The organism is Fictibacillus terranigra (assembly GCF_030412265.1).
GTDB classification, from domain to species: domain Bacteria; phylum Bacillota; class Bacilli; order Bacillales; family Fictibacillaceae; genus Fictibacillus_C; species Fictibacillus_C terrinigri.
In genome coordinates, this window is the sequence record NZ_JAUHLN010000001.1 from 874,030 (window position 1) to 895,717 (window position 21,688).

General features: G+C 44.7%; 21 protein-coding genes. 14 read left to right on the top strand and 7 right to left on the bottom strand.

Going from position 1 to position 21,688, the window contains the following annotated elements; translation table 11 throughout:
- Nucleotides 1-38: 38 nt before the first annotated feature.
- Entirely contained in the window at nt 39-977 is a 939-nt protein-coding gene (locus QYF49_RS04330; protein WP_290398381.1) for an NADP-dependent oxidoreductase, read from the bottom strand.
- A gap of 240 nt (nt 978-1,217) precedes the next feature.
- Here QYF49_RS04330 and trpE point away from each other — a divergent pair, with 240 nt between their 5' ends.
- From trpE to QYF49_RS04350, 4 genes are all read left to right on the top strand, one after another.
- A complete protein-coding gene (trpE, locus tag QYF49_RS04335) occupies nt 1,218-2,723 on the top strand; it encodes an anthranilate synthase component I (RefSeq protein WP_290398382.1) in 1,506 nt (501 codons plus the stop codon).
- A gap of 114 nt (nt 2,724-2,837) precedes the next feature.
- Nucleotides 2,838-3,896: a M42 family metallopeptidase gene (locus tag QYF49_RS04340; protein WP_425589541.1), complete on the top strand. Its 1,059-nt coding sequence runs from the start codon at nt 2,838-2,840 to the stop codon at nt 3,894-3,896.
- Nucleotides 3,897-3,974: 78 nt separating this feature from the next.
- A complete protein-coding gene (gene proC, locus QYF49_RS04345; protein WP_290398384.1) occupies nt 3,975-4,787 on the top strand; it encodes a pyrroline-5-carboxylate reductase in 813 nt (270 codons plus the stop codon).
- 29 nt (nt 4,788-4,816) lie between these two features.
- A complete protein-coding gene (locus QYF49_RS04350; protein WP_290398385.1) occupies nt 4,817-5,413 on the top strand; it encodes a DedA family protein in 597 nt (198 codons plus the stop codon).
- Between the two features lie 35 nt (nt 5,414-5,448).
- Here the strand turns inward: QYF49_RS04350 and spoVB are convergent, their stop codons facing one another.
- On the bottom strand, nt 5,449-6,981 hold the full coding sequence (gene spoVB / locus QYF49_RS04355) for a stage V sporulation protein B (RefSeq protein ID WP_290398386.1): 1,533 nt from the start codon (nt 6,979-6,981) through the stop codon (nt 5,449-5,451).
- A gap of 187 nt (nt 6,982-7,168) precedes the next feature.
- Between spoVB and QYF49_RS04360 the strand changes: the two genes are divergently transcribed.
- On the top strand, nt 7,169-7,783 hold the full coding sequence (locus QYF49_RS04360) for a DedA family protein (RefSeq protein WP_290398387.1): 615 nt from the start codon (nt 7,169-7,171) through the stop codon (nt 7,781-7,783).
- An 85-nt stretch (nt 7,784-7,868) separates the two neighbouring features.
- Here QYF49_RS04360 and QYF49_RS04365 read toward each other — a convergent pair whose 3' ends face one another.
- The 3 genes from QYF49_RS04365 to QYF49_RS04375 all read right to left on the bottom strand — a co-directional run bounded on the left by QYF49_RS04365 (nt 7,869) and on the right by QYF49_RS04375 (nt 10,391).
- A complete protein-coding gene (locus QYF49_RS04365) occupies nt 7,869-8,003 on the bottom strand; it encodes a hypothetical protein (RefSeq protein ID WP_290398388.1) in 135 nt (44 codons plus the stop codon).
- 75 nt (nt 8,004-8,078) lie between these two features.
- Entirely contained in the window at nt 8,079-8,744 is a 666-nt protein-coding gene (locus QYF49_RS04370) for an SOS response-associated peptidase (RefSeq protein WP_290398389.1), read from the bottom strand.
- A gap of 180 nt (nt 8,745-8,924) precedes the next feature.
- Nucleotides 8,925-10,391, bottom strand: a complete 1,467-nt coding sequence (locus tag QYF49_RS04375; RefSeq protein WP_290398390.1) for an NAD(P)/FAD-dependent oxidoreductase — start codon at nt 10,389-10,391, stop codon at nt 8,925-8,927.
- 341 nt (nt 10,392-10,732) lie between these two features.
- Here QYF49_RS04375 and QYF49_RS04380 point away from each other — a divergent pair, with 341 nt between their 5' ends.
- Genes QYF49_RS04380 through QYF49_RS04390 form a run of 3 tightly spaced genes read left to right on the top strand, consistent with a single transcriptional unit; the run spans nt 10,733 to nt 12,933 of the window.
- Nucleotides 10,733-11,686, top strand: coding sequence for a ring-cleaving dioxygenase (locus QYF49_RS04380; protein ID WP_290398391.1), 954 nt, complete (start codon nt 10,733-10,735; stop codon nt 11,684-11,686).
- Entirely contained in the window at nt 11,683-12,300 is a 618-nt protein-coding gene (locus tag QYF49_RS04385) for an alpha/beta hydrolase (protein WP_290398392.1), read from the top strand. Before QYF49_RS04380 ends, QYF49_RS04385 begins: the two co-directional genes overlap by 4 nt.
- A 21-nt stretch (nt 12,301-12,321) precedes the next feature.
- Complete coding sequence (locus QYF49_RS04390) at nt 12,322-12,933, top strand: flavin reductase family protein (protein WP_290398393.1); 612 nt, start codon at nt 12,322-12,324, stop codon at nt 12,931-12,933.
- Between the two features lie 190 nt (nt 12,934-13,123).
- Here the strand turns inward: QYF49_RS04390 and QYF49_RS04395 are convergent, their stop codons facing one another.
- Nucleotides 13,124-13,267: a hypothetical protein gene (locus QYF49_RS04395; RefSeq protein ID WP_290398394.1), complete on the bottom strand. Its 144-nt coding sequence runs from the start codon at nt 13,265-13,267 to the stop codon at nt 13,124-13,126.
- 145 nt (nt 13,268-13,412) lie between these two features.
- On the opposite strand from QYF49_RS04395, the gene QYF49_RS04400 reads away from it, so the two are divergent.
- The 5 genes from QYF49_RS04400 to QYF49_RS04420 all read left to right on the top strand — a co-directional run bounded on the left by QYF49_RS04400 (nt 13,413) and on the right by QYF49_RS04420 (nt 20,394).
- Nucleotides 13,413-13,970 (top strand): GNAT family N-acetyltransferase, encoded by a 558-nt coding sequence (locus QYF49_RS04400; RefSeq protein ID WP_290398395.1) that lies wholly within the window; start codon nt 13,413-13,415, stop codon nt 13,968-13,970.
- A gap of 79 nt (nt 13,971-14,049) precedes the next feature.
- Complete coding sequence (locus QYF49_RS04405) at nt 14,050-16,077, top strand: penicillin-binding transpeptidase domain-containing protein (RefSeq protein WP_290398396.1); 2,028 nt, start codon at nt 14,050-14,052, stop codon at nt 16,075-16,077.
- Between the two features lie 75 nt (nt 16,078-16,152).
- Nucleotides 16,153-16,914: a DUF4931 domain-containing protein gene (locus QYF49_RS04410; protein ID WP_290398397.1), complete on the top strand. Its 762-nt coding sequence runs from the start codon at nt 16,153-16,155 to the stop codon at nt 16,912-16,914.
- Nucleotides 16,915-17,318: 404 nt separating this feature from the next.
- Complete coding sequence (locus QYF49_RS04415) at nt 17,319-18,947, top strand: long-chain fatty acid--CoA ligase (RefSeq protein ID WP_290399045.1); 1,629 nt, start codon at nt 17,319-17,321, stop codon at nt 18,945-18,947.
- A gap of 34 nt (nt 18,948-18,981) precedes the next feature.
- On the top strand, nt 18,982-20,394 hold the full coding sequence (locus QYF49_RS04420; protein ID WP_290398398.1) for a sigma-54 interaction domain-containing protein: 1,413 nt from the start codon (nt 18,982-18,984) through the stop codon (nt 20,392-20,394).
- Here QYF49_RS04420 and QYF49_RS04425 read toward each other — a convergent pair.
- A complete protein-coding gene (locus QYF49_RS04425; RefSeq protein WP_354005792.1) occupies nt 20,301-20,684 on the bottom strand; it encodes a GntR family transcriptional regulator in 384 nt (127 codons plus the stop codon). The genes QYF49_RS04420 and QYF49_RS04425 overlap by 94 nt on opposite strands.
- 125 nt (nt 20,685-20,809) lie before the next feature.
- Between QYF49_RS04425 and QYF49_RS04430 the strand changes: the two genes are divergently transcribed.
- Complete coding sequence (locus tag QYF49_RS04430) at nt 20,810-21,421, top strand: LysE/ArgO family amino acid transporter (RefSeq protein WP_290398399.1); 612 nt, start codon at nt 20,810-20,812, stop codon at nt 21,419-21,421.
- Nucleotides 21,422-21,688 lie beyond the last annotated feature (267 nt).

The window sequence follows — 21,688 nt, forward strand, 5'->3', positions numbered from 1 at the left end:
GAACTAATATCGTTCCAGACTTTTACTGCGTTTATCATCTAGGATTTCACTTGAATAATGATTTTTCCTTTTGCATGATGAGATTCACTTAATTCGTGAGCTTTCCTGACACCCTCCTGGGTAAGAGGAAAAGTTTCTCCGACAAAAGGTTTAATTTGGCCACTTTCTATCAACTTTCCAATCTCAGCAAGCTGTGCGCCATCCGGCTCCAAAAAAACAAATCCGGCTTTGACAGAATGATTGGTCGCATCTTTCTGTATAGGCGGACTGACAATGGAAACGAGGATTCCACCTGGTTTGATCACTTTATAGCTGTTGTGCTGAACTTCTCCACCGATCGTATCAAACACGATGTCTACAGGATCGATCGCTTCTGTAAAATCTTTTTCTTTATAATTAATAAATTCGTCTGCGCCAGATTCTTTGATGATCTCTTCTGAATCTCCACTGCCCGTAGATATGACATAAGCTCCTTTTGCTTTTGCGAGCTGAATGGCAAAGCTTCCTACTCCTCCTCCGCCCGCGTGGACAAGGATTCTATGGCCTTCCTGAATGTTTGCGAACTCAACAAGGCATTGCCATGCCGTAAGGCCAACGAGAGGAATAGAGGCGGCTTCTTCAAACGTCAGGTTTTTGGGTTTGAACGCAACTAATTCTTCATCTGCAGCAAGCAGTTCAGCATAGGTGCCGTCCCGTTCTGTTGCAGGTCTTGTAAAAACTTCGTCTCCCGGTTTGAACTTGGTGACAGAAGAACCTGCTTCTTTCACGATCCCCGCTGCATCCCAGCCAAGGATGACAGGAAAATTGAAGGATAGGCGGTCTCTTAAGTAACCTTCACGGATTTTCCAATCGACAGGATTTACAGAGGAAGCATGGATTTCAATGAGAACATCTTTCGGGCCTGGCTTAGGATCGGCTATTTTTTTCTCCACAAGCTGATCTCTGCTTCCGTATTCATGGATAACGATGGCTTTCATTCCTTTTCACCTCATTTTAAATAAACTGCATCACTGGTAACCTTCCCTTTTGAAATAAGGTTAAATCCGCAAAGTAACGGTTGACAGTTTGCCTAATGCATTATATAGTGATTTTTAATCGCCTGAGGCAGTTGAGAAGAGTTGAGAGTTGAGTGAGAACAAAAGAATAGAGCAGAGCCGAGCTGAGATTAGCGGTTATGGTTGCTAATCTTCGTCTCTCGTAAAGAAGGGATGATAGCCATGATACAACCATCATTGGAAGAAGTAAAACAAATGGCAGGAAACTATAATTTAATTCCTGTGAGCATTGAGTTATTCGCAGATGTACATACAGTCATAGAACTGTATCAAACGTATTATAAGGAAGATTATTCTTTCTTGCTTGAAAGTGTAGAAGGCGGCCAGCAATGGGCCCGGTATTCGTATATCGGAAAAAATCCCTTCATGGTGGTCTCGTGCAAGAAGGGTAAAACCATCATCAAGAAAAAAGGCCAGGATGAAACCTTTACTGGGCATCCTATTGATATTTTAAAAACACTCCTCAACCAATTCAAAAGTCCCTCACATAAGAACCTGCCACAATTTACAGGCGGTGCCGTCGGTTATTTCGGCTATGATATTCTGCAATATTTTGAAAACATTCCACCTCACAGCAAAGATATAATTCACACCGATGATATGAAATTTTTATTCGTAGACGAATTGATCGTATTTGATCATTTAAAACAATCCATACAAATTGTCTGCAATCTCCATGTTCCGAAGAACCATACCCAGCAGCAACTCGAAGAAGCGTACAAGAAAGCGGAACAGTCCATCCAGAAAACGATGGAACAGCTAGAAAAGAATGTGAGTCATCCTGTTCCCGCCTTTCGATATCTTCCTCAACAGGACGTGGATATAAGCGGAGTACAATCCAACCTGACAAAGGAAGAGTTTTGCAGGATGGTGGAACAGGCAAAAGAATACATTACTGCTGGCGATATCTTTCAGGTTGTGCTGTCACAGTGCTTTGAAAGTGAAGCGAAAGCCGATCCACTAACCGTTTACAGGATACTGCGGATCGTAAATCCTTCTGCTTACATGTATCTCTTGAAAATGCCCGATGAAACGATCGTCGGCTCATCCCCAGAGCTCCTGGTCAAAGTAGAGGGGCAGCAAGTAAGAACCCGTCCCATTGCCGGAACCCGCCCGCGTGGAAAAGATATGGAGGAAGACCAGAACTTAGCGGAAGAATTGCTGGCTGATGAAAAAGAAGTGGCTGAGCATATCATGCTTGTCGACTTAGGGAGGAATGACATCGGCAGGGTTTCCGAGTATGGAAGTGTTGAAGTGTCGTCTTTTATGGAGATTGAAAGGTACTCTCATGTCATGCATATCGTATCGGACGTGACAGGCCGTCTAAGAGAGGATAAAGACTTCTTTGATGCTCTCATCTCCTGCCTGCCAGCTGGAACGCTGTCCGGGGCTCCAAAAATCAGGGCCATGCAGATCATATCCGAACTTGAGACGCAAGCAAGAGGAACCTATGCGGGAGCCATCGGCTACCTGTCTTTTTCCGGGAATATGGATTCGTGCATCACCATTCGCACCATCCTTTTTAAAAATCAAAAAGCTTATATTCAAGCTGGGGCAGGCATCGTCGCTGACTCTGTTCCGGAGAACGAATACGAAGAGACATTCAATAAAGCGAAAGCCTTGCTGAAAGCCATTCAGGTGGCGGAAGCGATGGAACTCCATGTGTAAAAATAAAAATAATTAAAACGCAAAGGTTTTTTAATCGTCCGCTCCTTTTTTCATTTACTTTGTAATAAAACCTTCTCATTTTTACCATTCTATAGTTATAGGATGGTGATAGAGTTGGATCTTTTAAAAGAATTAACAGAAACCAATGGTGCTCCAGGCTTTGAAAACCAAATACGAAAAATTATGAGGCGTGAGATCGAAAAGGCCGGTGCACCGCTTGTTTATGATCACATGGGAAGTGTTTTTGGCGAGAAAAAAGGATCGGCGGAAAGCCCTAAAATCATGCTTGCCGGCCACATGGATGAAGTAGCTTTCATGATCAGTGAGATTACGAAGGATGGCTATTTGAGATTTGTCCCACTCGGGGGCTGGTGGGATCAGGTTATCCTATCCCAGCGTGTTCATGTGATTACTGATAAGAAAACGTACACAGGTGTAGTAGGTTCGAAACCTCCGCACATTTTGACCGCGGAAGAACGCAAAAAAGTCTACCCAATGCGAGAAATGTTCATCGATATTGGGGCTAATGATAAAGATCAGGTGAAGGAATGGGGGATTAAGGTCGGTGATCCAATCATGCCGATCTGTCCGTTTGAGATCTTGCCTGATAACGACACGATCCTCGCAAAGGCCCTGGATAACCGTGCAGGATGCTATCTTGCGCTGGAAGTGTTAAAGCAGCTGAAAGACAGCGGCCATCCGAACACCATTTATTGTGGTGCGACCGTCCAGGAAGAAGTTGGATTACGAGGAGCTGCCACTGCACCTTATATAATGGAGCCAGATCTTGCGATTGCCATGGATGTAGGCATCGCGCAGGATGGGCCAGGTGACAACTCCAACAAAGCGAAGCTTGGAGCCGGACCGCTTATTACATTTCTTGACTCTTCCATGGTGCCGCATGTTCCATTGCGAAACATGGTGATCGAGATCGCTGAGAAACATAATATCCCTTATCAAGTCGATGTGATGCTTGGCGGAGGAACGGATGCCGGCAGGTTCCATTTATTTAAAAAGGGTATTCCTTCTCTCGTGATCGGTGTAGCCTCGCGTTATATCCACAGCCATGTTTCGATGGTGAGCAAGAGCGACCTGGAGAACTCGGTAAAACTGCTGGCAGCAGTCGTTAAAACGGTGGATCAGAAGAAAATGGACTCCTTGATAGATTTTTAAACGAAATAAGCTACAATAGAGAAAAGGTGTTCTTTTGAACGCCTTTTGTTTTTGAAACTTGTTTAAAAGGAGATCTCCATGAGTACAACATTTCTTTTTATTGGCGCGGGCCGAATGGCAGAGTCAATGATTAAAGGACTTCAATCTTCCAAAGACCAGGATATATCCATCATTGCAGGAAATCAGGGCAACACTGAAAGGCTTCAGCAGCTTTTTTCGCTTTATGGCATTGAGACAACAACTGACTGGATTCATCATGTAAGGGAGAGCTCGGTGATTGTCCTTGCGGTTCCTCCTGATGCCCATGATGCAGTGCTTGAACAACTATCACCTGTGATAGACGGGCAGCTTGTCATCTCAGTGGCGGCCGGAATTGGACTGCAAAAACTGGAGAGCAACCTTCCCTCTGGTACACCGGTAGCCTGGGTCATGCCCAATACGGCTTCAGAGGCGGGAGAATCCGTCTCCATTTATACACATGCTCAAAACTTGGATGATGGCCAGATTGAACGATTAAAAATCTTATTAGACAGTATCGGCTCTTCTGAAAAATGCACAGAAGAACAGATCCATAAGCTTACCGCTGTGACCGGGAGCGCTCCTGCGTTTCTGTATGAGTTTGCTTCTGCTCTTATTCATGCCGCGGCAAGCTATGGGATCTCAGAAGGACAGGCACGAAAACTGGTTTCGCAGATGATCTATGGTTCGGCGGTTATGTTAAAAAGCGGCGTATCCCCGATTGATCTTAGGGAAGCCGTAACAACTCCAGGAGGAGCAACTGCAGCCGGGCTGGAGGTATTAAAAGAAGCTGATTTTGGACAGCTCGTTCAAAAAGCCGTTCAGGCAGCAAATGACCGGGCGGCTGAGCTGGGCAAGGCTGCGAAAGAATGAGAGACATCAACACCGTTTTGGGGTAATCGATGAGTAAAACGATTTTGGATTTGATTATTCACTATGAATATGTCGGTATCTTTCTTGCGCTCGCCTTTGGGTTAATCGGGTTGCCGGTTCCAGATGAAATTTTACTCACCTTCACTGGCTACCTTGTCTATTTAGGGAAGACAGGATTCACCTTGACCTTGATGTCTGCCTTTTTAGGAGCGATGTCCGGTATATCAGTGAGTTATTTTTTAGGCTGCAAACTCGGCCTTCCGTTTCTTGAACGATTTGGCCCGAGAGTCGGGATCACGGAGCAGAAAATAGAAAAATCGCAGCTCTATTTTCAAAAGTACGGGAACCTGATGATCATCATCGGTTATTTTATTCCTGGGATCCGTCACATTTCTGCTTATCTTGCCGGTATTGCAGCCATGAATTTTAAACGGTTTGCACTGTATGCCTATTCGGGCGGCCTCGTTTGGAGTTTTACGTTTATCATGCTTGGAAAAGGTCTCGGCCGAAAGTGGAGAGTAGTTGAGCAGTATTTTCAAAACCTGGGATTGTATGCTGTTGTAACTGCCGGGGGCGTCGTCCTGCTGGTTTGGCTGTTTTATAAAATAAAAATGAGAAGAGCATAAAACCGGACCTGATGAACTCATCGGGTCCGGTTTCGTTATTTTTGAGGTTTCATCCATAGGCGGCCAAGACCGTTTTGTACGAGGCGCAGTACATAAAATATTCCGTAGTAAAAAGAGAAGACAACCAGCAGCAGAAGAGTGATCGACATGTGATTTTCATAATGGGTGGTATGCATCAGTTCACAGAGGCCGATGGTGACAATTCCAGATGCCAGGAATGTAAAGTACTCTGCGATTTTAGGCTTGAACCTCACTTCTTCAACAATGGTGTGATAATGCAGGAAGCAGAGCAGAACGCCGCTGAAGTTGACTGCAATAATGACACCGTGGATGCCGAAGGATGATTGTGAAGCAAGGGAGATAATGAGCAGGATGGACAGTATGTTAACCCATATGGTTTGCGAGAAAACATCCTTTGCACGGCCGAGGCCAAACAGGATCGCCTGCAGCGGTGCAAGCAAATAATGGAACAGAATAAATGGGGAAAGCAGCATCAGAAACTGTCCGGCCTGAGGAGAATGGTAGAAAAGTACGGTCAGTTCGTCCGCAAAAAAATACATGACGATCGAGCATGGGATACCATAAAGAAACGTAATATGAAAAGCTTGGTGAATCCTTTGATGCAGTCCTTTTTCATCTTGTTTTGAACGGGCCTCGGAAATGGAGGGAACGAGAGATACATACAGCGAATATCCGATAAACCCGGGAAAGTAGCCGATCGTCATCGCAAATGCCGTCAGCATCCCATACTGTTTTGTGGCGATGGAGGCCGTAATGCCGGCAAACATTAAACTTTGTGTGATTAAAATCGGATTTACTGCAGCCGTCAAAGCGTTCATCATGCGGACCCCTGTCGTGGGGAGGCTGACTTGGAAAAGCTTTTTTAAGATGCTCCTGCGCGGCACAGAAGCCATTTCAGATTGAGACGTGTCTTTTAAATTTCTCTGCCCCAATAAAAAGGAGGTTGAAAAGAAAAACAAGGAAACGAGCTCACCGGCCCCAATTCCCAATACAGCAGCAACTACACGATATTCCAAAGGGAGCCCCTTCATATACTGAAGCACATAAAAAATAAAACTCAACTGCGCCGTTTTTTCCAAAAGCTGAGCGATCGCAATGGGTTTCATTTTCTGAAGACCGCTGAAATAGCCTTTCAGGATGGAAGTTGTTCCTATGACCGGAACGATCGGAATGAGAGCAAGTAAAGGATAGCCAAGCCTTGTATCGATCGTCTTCCATTTTAAAAGCAATACGGTAATCGCGGCACTGATCAAGACAAGCAGAAGGCTCAATCCCATGATGACGTAAAAAGAAACTTTAACGATCTGCAGCCTCTGTTTTTCATTCTGGTGTACTTCCTCTTCCGCCAATACTTTGGAGAGAGCAGTCGGAAATTCAAGGGCCGCAATGGTGATCAGCAATCCGATCACCGGCAGTGCCATCATGTAAAACCCCATACCCTCGCTTCCCAATGACCGTGCGAGAAGGATGCTGACTACAAATTCCACGACTTTTGTATAGAGCATTGCCAAAGATAGGATAAGCGTTCCTTTTAGAAATTTTCCCATGATTTCACCCTTTGTCCAGTTCATCTCTCTAACATGTATATGACCGGGGTGGGGAAAAAGAAGAGCCTTTTAAAATGTCGAAAAAAGGCAGCTTTTGGGCTGGAAAATAAAAGAATTGTAAAAAAACGATACAAAATTGTATATTTTCGGTAAAATAGAATTACTATCCTAAACTAGTTGGTGTTGTATGGAGATCTTTTTACAAAATCTTTTTCATCATTACGGGTATTTGGCACTATATTTCCTTCTCGCGCTAGGTGTGATAGGACTACCGGTGCCTGATGAATTTCTGCTGACATTTGCCGGCTATATCGTTTATTCAGGTGAAGTCTCATTTGCTATGACCCTGTTTGCCGCTTTTGCAGGATCAGCGACCGGAATCACGATAAACTATTGGCTCGGCAGAAGCTTTGGTTTACCCCTGCTGATTAAATACGGACCGAAATTTCATTTATCGTACCATAAAATACATACCTCACAATCTTATTTTCAACGATTCGGAAAACCGCTCATCATGTTCGGATACTTTATTCCAGGAATCCGCCACCTCACTGCTTATTTTGCAGGTATGTCCTCATTGCCTTATCGTGTATTCGCATTGTATGCGTATACCGGTGCGTTGATCTGGAGCTTTCTGTTCATCATGATCGGGAGAATTGTAGGCGCGAAATGGTACCTTGTGACCGAGTTTGTCCATAAAGCAAGCTTGCTTGGCCTTGCCGTCTTCATCATCGTCATCGCAGTGGCGGTGTATTCGTTTAAATTAAAAGGAAGAAAATCAGAGGAATATGATATCTCATAAAGAAAAAAGCCTCCATCAAGGCGGCTTTTTTGTTACTTTGCGATCAGAAGAAAGAACAAAAGCCGCTTCCATGCGGCTTTTTATTTTAGCACCCGATCTTCTCCTGCGCTCTTTGGGCACCATACAGGAGAATGTCATCCCTTTTATTGCGAATGTTCGTAAGATCTATAACCCGCCTTGGCACTTCAAGATAGTTGTTCACTCCTTGGAACAATCCCATTTTAACCTCACCCCATCCTATACCCGCTTCCTAGTGTTCACGTATCCTCATCACCTGTACTCTTTATGATGAAAATTAAGAAATCAAAGGCACAACGCAGTCTTTGACATCATTTCTGGGTGAATTAACAACCGGCGAAACTTCAAATGCTTCCATCTGCTCACTTTCATAAGGAACAAGGAGTGATTTCAGATACTCCTTATCCTGTATGGATGGGTCCAGCCAGCTTTCCTCTGCTTCCTTTGTTAGGATAACGGGCATGCGGTCGTGCAGATTTTTCATCAAACCATTGGGCCGGGTTGTAATATGGGTACAGGAAGTAATCACTTTTCCATTTTGTTCCCACTGGTCCCATAGTCCGGCAAAAGCAAATGGTTTGTGGTTTTTCAGCCGGATATGAAAAGGCTGTTTTAGTTTCTCATCCCTTTTCCACTCATAAAAGCCATCAGCGATCACAAGACAGCGCTTGTCTTTCAAGGGCCTTCTGAAAGAGGCTTTCTCATCTACCGTTTCTGCCCGGGCGTTGATCATCTTGTAGCCGATCTTCGGGTCTTTCGCCCAAAAGGGGATAAGCCCCCATCGATGCATCTCGGCTTTTCGTGTCCTTCCATCCGATGTAATCACAAGTACGTTTTGTGAAGGTGCGATGTTGTAACGCTGTGGTATCGTGCCGGGAATCTCAATATCAAATTCTTCCTGAATGAAATGCATATCAGTATACAAAGAATATCTGCCGCACATATGAAACAGCTCCTTTGATAAATTCTACCCCTAGTGTAACGCAAGGCCGCTCTCTATCAAACATTTATCATCACAAAAGTGCCGTTAGTTGGTTCTTCGCCATAACGGGATTGAACCGCTTTTAAAAAACCATCTCATAAAAAAAGAGAACCGTGATAAGAACGGTTCTCTGTGCTGGCATTAACCGGTCACTGCCAGTTGCTTTTCTTTTGTGCTTAGTTTTCCAGCGATGTCGCGGGCGATCCAAACTCCGCAGGCGCTCGCTTGCGCCAGTCCGCGCGTGATACCAGCACCGTCGCCACCGACGTAAAGCCCGGAGATTTCTGATTCAAAACGGTCGTTCAGCTTTGGACGCGCGGAATAGAACTTGGCTTCGACTCCATAAAACAGCGTATGCTCTGATGCGATACCCGGGGTTACTTCGTTCAGTGCTTCTGTCATCTCGATCAAGCTTTTCATTGTATTGTATGGAAGCACGAGGCCAAGATCACCTGGCACGGCTTCTTTTAACGTTGGATTTAGAAAACCCTCTTTGATCCGTTTCTCGGTAGAACGGCGTCCTTTTTTAATATCACCATACTTTTGGACGACCAGCCCGCCAGAGGATAACTGATTGGCAAGTCTTGAAACCTCATGGGCATATTCAGTAGGCTCATCGAACGGATCGTCAAATTTATGGGAAACAAGAAGAGCAAAGTTGGTATTGGGGCTTCCTAGAGAAGGATCCTTGTACGCATGGCCGTTGGCCAGCATGATACCAGAATGGTTTTCAACGACAACATGACCTGACGGATTGCTGCAGAACGTTCGGACTCTCGTGCCGACAGACGTGTTGAAAACAAACTTGCCTTCATATAAATGCTCGTTGATTTCTTCCATCACCACATTCGATGTTTCTACCCGTACACCAATGTCGACCTGGTTGGCCGCCATCTTTAGGCGTCGTTTTTTTAAAATTTTAGTCAGCCAGGCAGAGCCGTCGCGGCCCGGAACAATTACGATTTTATCCGCCGAAAGCACTGTTCCGTCTTTTAGCTCCACGGCAGCGGCTCTATAAGTTTCATCTTCTTTTTCTGTAACAAGATCCAGCACTTCTGCTTTGTAGCGCATCTCGATTTTTTCCTTTAAGTATTCATAGATGCTTGTCAGGATTGCGAGGTTTTGTTCTGTTCCCAGGTGGCGGACCTGTGCGCGCAGCAGTTTTAATCCAGCAGCATACGCACGTTTTTCAATATCTCGTACCTCATCAGTGAGCGGATCGGTAATGGTTTCGGTCGCACCGTGTTCGAGGTTAATGCTGTCCACATATTTTATGAGATCAATAACAGTGTCATCCGGAAGGTAATCAGTCATCCATCCGCCGAATTCACTTGTAATATTAAACTTTCCATCAGAATAGGCTCCTGCTCCCCCAAAGCCGTTTGTAATCGAACAAGCCGGAAGGCATCCGGCAAATTCTTTTCGTCCGGCAGCAGGCGGGCATTTTTGAATTTTCTTTTGAAGGATCGGGCAGTTTCTGGAATAGATATCGTGGCCTTTATCGATTAATAGAATTTTGGCGTCCGGCATTTTGCGTGTTAATTCATAGCAGGAAAATATTCCTGTCGGACCAGCGCCAACAACAATGACATCGTATTGGTTATTCATAAAAAAGACCTCCCGAGTTCAAGCATTTGCAATTTTCTTCAATCAACCTTAGTAACTATATCAAAATCCTTTATTAAACACAATAGTATTTACGAACTTTTAAATATAATTCAACTTTAATGTTCGTGTTTTACCTGTGTAAATGGAATAACTTACTTTTTTATTCGCTTTCAATTTATAAATGGAAATAAAACTCCTTTTAATAAATAAACCAGCACCCATTAACGGTAATCGCTTGACATAAGTAAGTTATGTTTGGTATTATACTTACTATAAGTAAGTTAATGAACCACCCTTTAAAAGGGAATAGTAACTGGGGAGATTCGAAGGGAGACAGGATTGTGAAAAAAAGGACTAGCGGAATTCACCATATTACAGCCATCGTTGGAAATCCTCAGGAAAACGTTGATTTTTACGCAGGAGTGTTGGGGCTCCGGCTTGTAAAAAAAACAGTAAACTTTGATGATCCCGGTACGTATCATCTCTATTTTGGAGACGAGGAGGGTTCACCAGGAACCATCATGACTTTCTTTCCATGGCCTGGAGCATACAGCGGCAGAACAGGAGCGGGTCAGGTAGGGGTCACGACATTCGTGGTGCCTGAAGGGGCGTTAAGCTTTTGGGAAAAACGGCTTGAAAAATTCAATGTTGCGTTTCAAAAAACAGAGCGGTTTGGTGAGCAGTATATAGCTTTTGACGATCCTCATGGCCTGCACCTTGAGGTGGTAAGCCGCAGTGAAGGGAAAGACAGTAAATGGTCCTTTGGCGGTGTATCTGCAGAGGTTGCCATCAAAGGATTTGGCGGCGCTGTTCTGTTGTCAGGCGCTCCACTAAAAACGATGAATCTGCTCACTGATGTGATGGGTATGGAGAAAGCAGGGGAGGATGGAGATTTTGTAAGGTTCAGAGCGTCTTCCGATTTGGGAAATATCATTGACATTAAGATGTCAGCAGTCGGAAGGGGATCGATGGGTGCGGGCACGGTTCATCATATTGCATGGCGTGCTGCCGATTATGAAGACCACGAAAGCTGGCGGTCCCATGTTGGCGAGAATGGATTTGAAGTAACACCCGTCATCGACCGGCAATATTTTAATGCGATCTATTTTCGTGAATCAGGCGGCATTCTTTTTGAGATTGCGACGGATCCGCCGGGATTTGCCCGTGATGAGCCTAAAGATGTTATGGGGAAAAACCTTCTTCTTCCTCCTTGGCTGGAACCCGAGCGGGAAAAGATTGAATCGGTGCTCATGCCGGCAGAGGCACGTGTCTTAAAGGAGGATGAAGCAGAATGAAGCATATATTCATAAAAGGAAAAAACGAAGAGGCTCCAGTATTGCTGTTGCTCCACGGAACAGGGGGAACAGAACAAGATCTTTTGCCGCTGGGCTCCATGATCTCACCGGAGTCCTCCATCCTCAGTGTCAGGGGAAATGTCTCTGAAAACGGAATGCCGCGCTTTTTCAGGAGATTAGCTGAAGGAATCTTTGACGAAGAGGACTTGAAATTTCGAACAAAAGAACTGCATGACTTTTTGGATCATGCAGCTGAGCAATATGGTTTTAACAGGAACAATGTCGTGGCAATTGGCTATTCGAACGGCGCAAACATAGCCGGCAGCCTATTGTTTCATTTTGAAGGTGAGCTGCGTGGAGCCGTCCTTCATCATCCGATGGTGCCATTAAGAGGAATGGGCCTGCCAGATCTTAAAGGAAGTGAAATCTTTATCGGTGCAGGGAAAAATGATCCGATCTGTCCGCCGCAGGAAACTGAAGAGCTGGAAAACCTGCTGCGAGGAGCCGGAGCGAATGTTGAGACGTATTGGGGAAATTACGGCCATCAGCTGACCCAGCAGGAGGCAGAAGCTGCGGCAGCCTGGTTTCAGCAGCATTATTCTTCTAAAAATTGATCACCAGGAAGTAGAACCTGCATGAAAGCAATCGACCCAAAACGTTTGTCCGCTAAAGAAAACTATAAGTTTTTGACAGGAAGCATCATTCCCAGGCCAGTAGCTTTTGTCACGAGCACAACAAGAGAGGGTATATTGAATGCCGCCCCCTTCAGTTATTTTAATATTGTCAGTTCATCCCCTCCCCTTATCTCGGTTTCTGTTCAAAGAGTGAACGGCCAGCTGAAGGATACGGCGAGGAATGTGATGGATGCTGGTGAATTTGTCGTTCATATCTCGGATGAAAACTATATAGAATCGATCAATCAGACAGCAGCAAGCCTGCCGCCGGATGAAAGCGAGGTTGAGCTTGCAGGGCTCACACCAATTAAGAGTACAAAAGTTGCCGTTCCGGGATTAAAAGAAGCAAGTATCCGTTTGGAGTGTCTTCTCGAGCAGGCTATCCCTCTCGGTGGAAACAGCGAGAATCCGGTATGCGATCTGCTCATCGGTGAGGTCGTCTGCTACCATATTAAAGAGGATCTATACAATGAAGGACGCATCGATGCTGCAGGTTTAAAGCCAGTCAGCCGGCTGGCGGGCAGCAGCTATTCTAAACTTGGTGAAATTTTCACGCTGGAACGTCCAAAATAGGCCGCTTGAATATGAATAAAAAATCCCGACATCACCTCGTCGGGTAAGTGTAGCCGAATGCTAAAGACCTTCATCTTCATAAAAAGATGAAGGTCTTTTTTAGTGGGCAGCTGTAGCGCTTAAATGACAGGCATATGAGAGAGTAATTAACGGTAATTTAGTGTATTTGTAAATTTCATGTTTTGGAAACTTATTTGAAAAAGATAAAAAGAATCATAACAACCGTGGGCACTCCATAAATCAGTGACTGCTGAATGGTCATTTCCCTGTCAAAACGTTCTTTCCACGTTTTATAATTGGCACGTTTCCCTACATACCAGTTACCGCTGTTCATCAGATGGACACCTCTTTGCTTTGAATTTGATAGTTTGTGTTTTCCCGTTTTACCAGATTCATTAACAAGTTCATCCCAAAAAGTCATACTCTCTGTTCAGTGTGTGGTAGCATGTTAGAAAAGAGCAATTAAGGGAGGAAATGGAATGAAGGGTGCGGCAGCTCATCCACTCGTTACGGACCGTCTGATACTAAGAATGTTTGATGCGGAGCGGGATGGAGAATCATATGCCCAAGTACTGGGCCAGGACGAAGTAGGCAGGTGTTTGCCGAAAAAAGGAGCCTATACTCCTGATGAATCAAGGCGCATGATGGATTTTTTTATTAGAGGGTGGCAGAACCATGGATTCGGTACGTTTGCCGTTCAAACGAAGGATGGAGAACTGATCGGGCATTGCGGATTAAATTATGTAAAGGATTTGGATGAGGTCGAACTGTTATATGCGTTCAGCAAGGAAACCTGGGGCAAGGGCTATGCGACGGAAGCCGCACAAGCCTGTGTGAAGGATGCGTTTAAAAGGCTGCATCTCAACCGGCTGATCGGGCTGATCATGCCTGCAAACCAAGATTCAGGAAAGGTTCTAAAAAAAGTGGGGATGGTCTGGGAAAAGGATATAAGCCTATGGAATATGGAACTTCAGTATTTTAGTATGAGCGCTGAAATGGATGGGCGTTCACAAAAACATTTCAAATACGAAAGCTGAAGTGAGGGGTTATCACTTCGATTATTTATTAAAATGGATTAAAATAGGAATGAGAGAAGCAGTCAGGAGGGAATATCTTTTGAAATATAAGATAGGTATATTTTTTATCGTGCTGGTGCTCATGATTATCGCGGGCTGTTCAGATGGTCCCAAGCCGGAACCGAGAATAAAAGACTACATGAAAAACTGGCAGTCTATGAAGTTCGATAAAATGTACAGCATGCTTTCAGATGAAAGCAAGAAAGAGATCTCCAAGGATGAGTTTGTGAAGAAATACACAGCGATATATGGTGGCATACAAGCCCAAAACATTTCCATTAAACCCGTTATTCCGAAAGAAGAGCCTGAAGAGGACAAGAACGGGAACGTCACCTATACATATCAAGTGAAAATGGATACACTCGCAGGCCCCGTCCAATATAAGCATAAAATCAAGATGAAAGAGCAGGAAAAGAAAGATCAAAAGGATTGGTATATCAATTGGGACTACTCACAAATCTTCCCGGGAATGGCGAACGGAGACAAGGTAAGGGTCCAAACCAATAAAGCGAAGCGGGGAGAAATTCTTGACCGCAATGGGAACGGAATAGCAGTGAACGGAATGGCAGCACAGATTGGAATTGTTCCTCAAAACCTTTCTGAAAACAAAGAGGCGAGCAAGGCGCAGCTCGCAAAGATACTCGGAATCGATAAAAAGACGATCGACAACGCGCTCAACGCTTCTTGGGTACAGCCAGGATTCTTTGTCCCAATAAAAACGATTCCCGAAAAGGATCCCCGTCTTTCAAAAATCCAGAAAATCAAAGGGGTCAGCACGAAGTCCATTGAGACGAGAGTGTATCCGTATAAAGAAGCGGCATCCCATCTTACGGGATTTGTGCAGCCGATTAAAGCGGAGGAACTCGAAAAATTAAAGTCTGAAGGCTATGAATCTACGGATGTGATCGGAAGAAGAGGCCTTGAGAAATTTTATGAAAAGCAGCTTCGCGGGAAAAACGGTGGAGTAATCAGGATCGTTGATTCTGGAGAAAACGAAAAACGAACCGTAGCGAAAAAAGAAGCAGTGGACGGAAAGTCAGTAACATTGAACATCGATATGTATTTGCAGAGCGACCTCTACAATCAGATGAAAAAGGATGTCGGCACTGCTTCAGCCATCAACCCGGTGACGGGAGAAGTACTGGCCCTAGTCAACAGTCCTGGATTTGATCCGAATGACTTTGTATTGGGCATCACTGCTCCACAGTATCAGAAGCTTGAAAAAGATCCGAAGCATCCGATGTTAAACCGCTTTGCCTATACGTATGCCCCTGGCTCAACGTTTAAGCCCATCACGGCCTCTATCGGTTTAGAGACGAATAAATTGAATCCAAACAAGGAAGTTGCCATCTCGGGGAAAAAGTGGCAGAAAAAAGGCTGGAATAATAAATTTGTAACGAGGGTTTCTGCGGTGCCATCTGTTAATCTGCAGAAAGCGCTCATGTATTCCGATAACATTTACTTTGCCCAAGCGGCGCTGGCCATTGGAAAAGAAGATATGGTGAAAGGCGCGGAAAAATTTGGTTTTAATGAAGGCATGCCGTTTGACCTGGATTTTGAAAATTCTTCCCTGAAGACGGAAGAAATTGATTCAGAAGGTATGCTTGCTGATACCGGATATGGTCAGGGAAGAGTAGAAATGAACATCCTGCATCTGGGGCTTGCCTATACACCTTTTATCAATAACGGAAATTTGATTGCACCACAGTTGGTGAAAGCAGACAATCCAAAAGCGAAAGTGTGGAAGAGTAACGTCATTTCCCCGGAAACGGCCTCTAGAATCAGGAGCGATCTGGTAAAGGTGGTCGAAGATAAGAGAGGAACTGGATACAGGCCGCCATTGAAAAATATGGTGCTTGCCGGTAAGACCGGAACGGCGGAGCTGAAATCCAAAATAGGTGAAAAAGGCCAGGAAAATGGATATTTCGTAGCGTTCAACCAAGAACAGCCAAGCCTTCTCGTCTCCATGATGATTGAAAATGTTCAGGATAAAGGCGGCAGCCATTATGTGGTGCCAAAAGTAAAGAATACATTTAAATCCTATATGAAAGAAAAGCCTCTTCGTTAAGAAGAGGTTTTTCTTGCCTGAGAGTAGAAAGATAACTATGATTGCTTTCATAACACTGTACAAAGGGTGATCTCCGTGCAAACACATCTTCTGTTTAATATGAATATCGGAACACAAAAACCGGAAAGCATACGGAACACAGAAACAAAATGCCCCTTTTGTGAAAGGGAAAGCCTGGCAGGAATTATTGAAGAAAAAGGAGATATCATCTGGCTTAAGAACAAGTACCCTGTACTTGCCAATGCGTTCCAGACCGTTATCATTGAAACGAAGGAGTGCTACTCCGAGCTGTCTCAGTATACAAAAGAAAATCTGTATGATCTCTTTGAATTTGGCCTTTCTGCATGGGAAAAGACCATCCGCAGCGGTGAATACCAATCCGTGATCTTCTTTAAAAACCATGGGCCGTATTCTGGCGGAACGCTCCGCCACCCGCATATGCAAATCATTGGATTTAAAGAAGCTGATTATCATCAGAATATCCATCCTTCACAATTTGAAGGAATCATCATTGAAAAGCAGCCGGGCATGGAATTCAATATTTCTACAAAGCCGAAAATGGGATTCTATGAACTCAACATTCTGCTTGAAGACCGGAGCAAAGTGAAGGAGCTCGCTGATTACATTCAACTCTCCGCACACTTCCTGCTGAACGGCTTCAGCAAGACATGCAACAGCTATAATCTTTTCTTTTATCAATGGGAAGAAAAAATCATTGCCAAGGTCGTTCCGCGATTTGCAGCTTCACCGCTGTATGTTGGTTATTCCTTCCCGCAGGTGGCAAGCAATATCGATGCTGTAGCTGAAAAGATCAAACAAATGTATCTGCAGATGTAGAGATGAAAGGGAATAGTAAGGCCCGAAGACCTTGAGCAAAGCGTTTCGTTCGTGCGAGCGCTTTTTTTGTTGCTTTTTCCTGAAACATTATTGTGCAGAAAAATGGCCTGCTGCCCTTGCCCGACAAAAATTCCAAAAAGAAATGGATGAAACCTGCCCCTGTTCCTGTTAAGCCCATCCCGATTCCAACACCGTGCCGTATTTAAAAAATAGTGTGAAAAACCAAAAGGCAATTCATGCTTTTTGGTTTTTCTTGTGGGCATTTACTCCCATAGAAGACTTTTCCAAAAAAGAAACAAGGGATTTTTGCAAGTGTGGTGAAGTAGTAAACTAGGTACAAATGAGGACTGCAGCAGCAGAATCAGGGGATCGAATCTATTATTTTCTAAGGGAGGAATTTAATGATGATGAATGTGCCTTTAAGAGTGACAGCCATGATAGAGCATGCGGAAGCATTTTTTCCAAAGAAGACAGTGGTCAGCCGGACAGCTTCCGGGATCAGAACGTTTACGTACCGTGAAATCGCAAACAGGACGAGAAGACTGAGCAGTGCGCTTAAAAAGATTGGCGTTCAAAAGGGGGACAAAGTGGGGACGCTGGCCTGGAACCATCACCGCCACTTGGAGGCCTATTTTGCCATCCCGGGGGCCGAGGCCATTCTTCATACCATTAATATCCGCCTTTCTCCCGCTCACATCGCATACATCATTAACCATGCCGAAGATAAGGTTCTGCTCATTGATCAGGACATCCTTCCGCTGATAGAAAAGTTAAAAGATGAAATCGCCGGTGTTAAAGCGTTTATCTTGATGACAGATGAGCAGGAGCTGCCGGCTTCATCGCTTGAACCGCTGTATCATTATGAAAAACTGCTGGAAGAAGGAGAACCATCATTTACTTTTAATCCGGATATTGATGAAAACGAACCGGCAGGGATGTGTTATACGTCAGCCACGACCGGAAATCCAAAGGGAGTCATCTATACTCACCGAGGGATCGTTCTGCACAGCATGGCACTCGGGCTTGCAGATGGCGGCAGTGTATCTGAGTCAGACATCTGCATGCCGGTTGTTCCCATGTTCCATGTGAACGCGTGGGGGCTTCCCTTTGCGGCGGTCTGGTTCGGAACGACTCAGGTGCTTCCTGGGCCGCAGTTTACGCCAAAGCTGCTTGCACAACTGATCGAACGGGAAAAAGTGACGATCACCGCAGGAGTTCCAACCATCTGGCTTGGCCTTTTAAAAGAATTGGATGAAGGGAACTATGATACAGGAAGCCTCCGATCTATTTTATGCGGCGGTTCCGCAGCACCTAAAGGAATGATCAAAGCGTTTGAAACAAGGCACAATATTCCGTTTGCCCATGCATACGGGATGACAGAAACAAGCCCGCTTGTTATTTTTTCACGGATTAAAAGTTATCAGCAGGACTTGGACTATGAAGAAAAGCTTAACATTCGGGCCAAGCAGGGTTACCTTGTTCCCGGTGTGGAGATGAGAGTGAAAGGTGCATCTGGAGACGTCAAATGGGATGGGAACGAGATGGGTGAACTGCTCCTGCGGGGCAACTGGATCGCCGATGAATATTACGGTGATGAAAACCGTTCGGCCTTTGAAGAGGGATGGCTGCATACAGGAGATGTTGTCACCGTCGATGAGGAAGGAACGATAAAAATCGTCGACCGTACGAAAGATTTAATAAAGAGCGGAGGAGAATGGATCTCTTCTGTCGACCTTGAAAACGCTCTCATTGCGCATGACGATATTTATGAAGCGGCAGTGGTTGCTGTACCCAATCCGCAATGGCAGGAAAGGCCGGTTGCCTGTGTCGTACTAAAAGATAAAGCAAAAGGTAAAGTAACAAAGGAAGATATCAAAGAATACTTACAACCTCAATTTGCAAAATGGTGGATACCCGACGATGTACTGTTTATGGATGAAATACCAAAAACGTCTGTCGGCAAGTTTCTAAAAAGAGCGTTGAGGGACCAGGTGAAAGACCATTATGCCGGGGCTCAAACATTGGAAAAATAAGTGGAGAGCCGCCTTGTTCCGATAAGGCGGCTTCTTGCTTAAAGAAGAGGTGTCAGGGTTGCTGCTTACTGAAAATCAATTTAAGGATGAACTGCTTGAAACCATACTTGATAATGCCTTCCATTGTGTCGTTGTTGTGGATGTAGATGGCGTCATCACGTATATCAATAAAGCCTATTGTGATTTTATAAAAGTAGATCAAATGGAATCGATCGGGAAGCATGTTACGGATGTCATTGAAAATACCCGTATGCATATCGTCGCCAGAACAGGTAAAGAAGAGATCGCCGATCTTCAGCACATTGAAGGAAACTATATGATTGCAGACCGCATCCCGATCTTTCGGAACGGACAGACTGTCGGAGCGGTGGGAACGGTTACTTTCCGGGATACCGAAGAATGGCGAACGATGAATTCCCACATTAAAAATCTCTTAACGGAGCTGGAGTACTACCGAAATGTGCAGGAGGAAAATACTGGCGCCAAGTACTCCCTGCATGATATTGTGGGGAAATCCGCACCGATCATCGTACTGAAGGAGCGCATCAAAAAAATTGCAACCAGTGAAGTATCCGTGCTGATACGAGGGGAGAGCGGCACTGGCAAGGAATTGTTTGCCCATAGCATCCATCAGCTCAGTGAACGAAGCAATAAGCCGTTCATTAAAGTAAACTGCGGGGCCATACCGGAGCATTTGCTCGAATCAGAACTCTTTGGGTACGAAGAAGGAGCTTTTACCGGTGCAAAAAAAGGCGGAAAGCTCGGGAAGTTTCAGTTGGCAGACGGGGGGACGCTTTTACTGGATGAGATCGGTGATATGCCGATGCACATGCAGGTCAAGCTGCTTCGTGTCCTTCAGGAAAAAGAAGTAGAGGCGGTTGGCGGTGTAAAACCGGTTAAAGTCGATGTCCGCGTGCTAGCGGCGACAAACAAACCTTTAGAAAAGATGGTAGAGGAACAGCGGTTTCGTGAAGATTTATTTTACCGGATCAATGTCATCCAGATCAATATTCCTTCACTTCGCGAGCGGCCGGAAGACATCGAACAGCTGTCACAGCATTTTCTTCAAAAAATCAATAAGCGGACAGGCAGAAGAATCCTCGGGATGCATAAGGACGTCACCCGCCTTTTCGCTAAACATAACTGGCCAGGCAATGCCCGCGAACTTGAGAACGTCATGGAAGCGGCAGTCCACCTATGCCAAGGAGAGTGGATTACAAACGACGCTCTCCCTGATTACATGAAAGAAGATTCGACCATGGAACTGGGGACTAAAAGTCTGAAGGAAATACTCGAAGACACCGAAAAAAGAGTGCTGCGGGCCGCATTAAGGGAACATCACGGCGACAAGCTTCAAGCCGCTAAGAGCCTCGGGATCGGGAAAACGAGCCTGTATGACAAGCTGAAGAAGTATGGAATGGTGGAAAAGGCTCCAGACTCCACATAACTGCTCCAATTAGGAGGAGGGGCTGAAGTGAGTAAACTCCATGTCTTATTGATGACAAACGTTCCTTTTCCCACTCTTGACTCAATCAATCCATCTGCTGCGAGATCATCAAGAGCAAATACAATTGTACTGCGGTTCACGTTGAATCTTGAAGCAAGGTCACGCTGGGGTGGAATCTTTGTTCCAACCGTCCATTCCCCGTTTTCTATTTTTTGTTTGATAAATTCATATACTTGACGGTGAAGGGGAGTGGCAGAAACTTTGCTTGGTACCCATTCATTTTCAGACATGATGGACCTCTTCTTTTTTCTATTATTATAATGGATTGGCTGGGTAGGTATCCATCCAATTGGTTGGAGACGAATCCATTATCATGAATTACACTCGGTGTAACGTGGTTTAAGGAGGAGAAGGAATGTTTGAAGCCATTATTCATGGTTGTATATTATCTTTGGGCCTGATTCTGCCGCTAGGGGTGCAAAATATATTCATATTCAATCAGGGTGCAGCTCAACCAAGATTTTTATGGGTACTTCCAGCAATCATTACGGCGTCTGTATGTGACTCGGTCCTGATTGCACTGGCGGTGTTAGGCGTTTCAGTGGTTGTTCTTGGTTCGTTCTGGATAAAGGTTACTCTGCTGTCCGCCGGGGTCCTCTTTTTAGTTTATATGGGTTTTGTTACTTGGAGAAGCAATCCTAGTGTGATGCAAGATGAAACCCTATTATATCAACCAAAAAAGCAGATTGCTTTTGCCTTGTCTGTGTCATTGCTAAACCCGCATGCCATTCTGGATACAGTAGGTGTAATTGGAACCAGTTCCTTACGTTATACCGGTACGGAAAAAATAGCTTTTGCTCTGGCGTGTATAGTCATTTCATGGATTTGGTTTACGGGTTTGGGTATTGCAGGGGGAATCATCGGAAAGGTGGATAGGACAGGACATTTTATTAAGGTCTTAAACAAACTATCAGCCATTGTGATGTGGGGTACTGCTGTCTATATTGGTTCTTCCATTTTAAAATGAATGCGATAAAAAAGCGTTTAGAAGATTCCTAAGCGTTTTATCTTTTGTTTTCATCCATTATGGTATGTATTGTTCAGAGACGGTAAATAAAAATGCCGTATTCGGTCTAAAGGAATTGTTCGAGCATTTTAGGCTGCTTGGAAACACACTGCACAAAAACGAAAAGGATCTGCAGAATTCTGAAAGAGCAAAACGGGAATGGATTCAAGGGATTTCACACGATTTAAAAACACCTTTCACCCATATTATCCGGTTATTCGACGATGC

Coding starts and splice junctions, on each gene's coding strand:
- QYF49_RS04330 (WP_290398381.1), bottom strand. CDS start 977: ATGAAAGCCATCGTTATCCATGAATACGGAAGCAGAGATCAGCTTGTG.
- trpE (WP_290398382.1), top strand. CDS start 1,218: ATGATACAACCATCATTGGAAGAAGTAAAACAAATGGCAGGAAACTAT.
- proC (WP_290398384.1), top strand. CDS start 3,975: ATGAGTACAACATTTCTTTTTATTGGCGCGGGCCGAATGGCAGAGTCA.
- QYF49_RS04350 (WP_290398385.1), top strand. CDS start 4,817: ATGAGTAAAACGATTTTGGATTTGATTATTCACTATGAATATGTCGGT.
- spoVB (WP_290398386.1), bottom strand. CDS start 6,981: ATGGGAAAATTTCTAAAAGGAACGCTTATCCTATCTTTGGCAATGCTC.
- QYF49_RS04360 (WP_290398387.1), top strand. CDS start 7,169: ATGGAGATCTTTTTACAAAATCTTTTTCATCATTACGGGTATTTGGCA.
- QYF49_RS04365 (WP_290398388.1), bottom strand. CDS start 8,003: ATGGGATTGTTCCAAGGAGTGAACAACTATCTTGAAGTGCCAAGGCGG.
- QYF49_RS04370 (WP_290398389.1), bottom strand. CDS start 8,744: ATGTGCGGCAGATATTCTTTGTATACTGATATGCATTTCATTCAGGAA.
- QYF49_RS04375 (WP_290398390.1), bottom strand. CDS start 10,391: ATGAATAACCAATACGATGTCATTGTTGTTGGCGCTGGTCCGACAGGA.
- QYF49_RS04385 (WP_290398392.1), top strand. CDS start 11,683: ATGAAGCATATATTCATAAAAGGAAAAAACGAAGAGGCTCCAGTATTG.
- QYF49_RS04390 (WP_290398393.1), top strand. CDS start 12,322: ATGAAAGCAATCGACCCAAAACGTTTGTCCGCTAAAGAAAACTATAAG.
- QYF49_RS04395 (WP_290398394.1), bottom strand. CDS start 13,267: ATGAACAGCGGTAACTGGTATGTAGGGAAACGTGCCAATTATAAAACG.
- QYF49_RS04400 (WP_290398395.1), top strand. CDS start 13,413: ATGAAGGGTGCGGCAGCTCATCCACTCGTTACGGACCGTCTGATACTA.
- QYF49_RS04415 (WP_290399045.1), top strand. CDS start 17,319: ATGATGAATGTGCCTTTAAGAGTGACAGCCATGATAGAGCATGCGGAA.
- QYF49_RS04425 (WP_354005792.1), bottom strand. CDS start 20,684: ATGTCTGAAAATGAATGGGTACCAAGCAAAGTTTCTGCCACTCCCCTT.
- QYF49_RS04430 (WP_290398399.1), top strand. CDS start 20,810: ATGTTTGAAGCCATTATTCATGGTTGTATATTATCTTTGGGCCTGATT.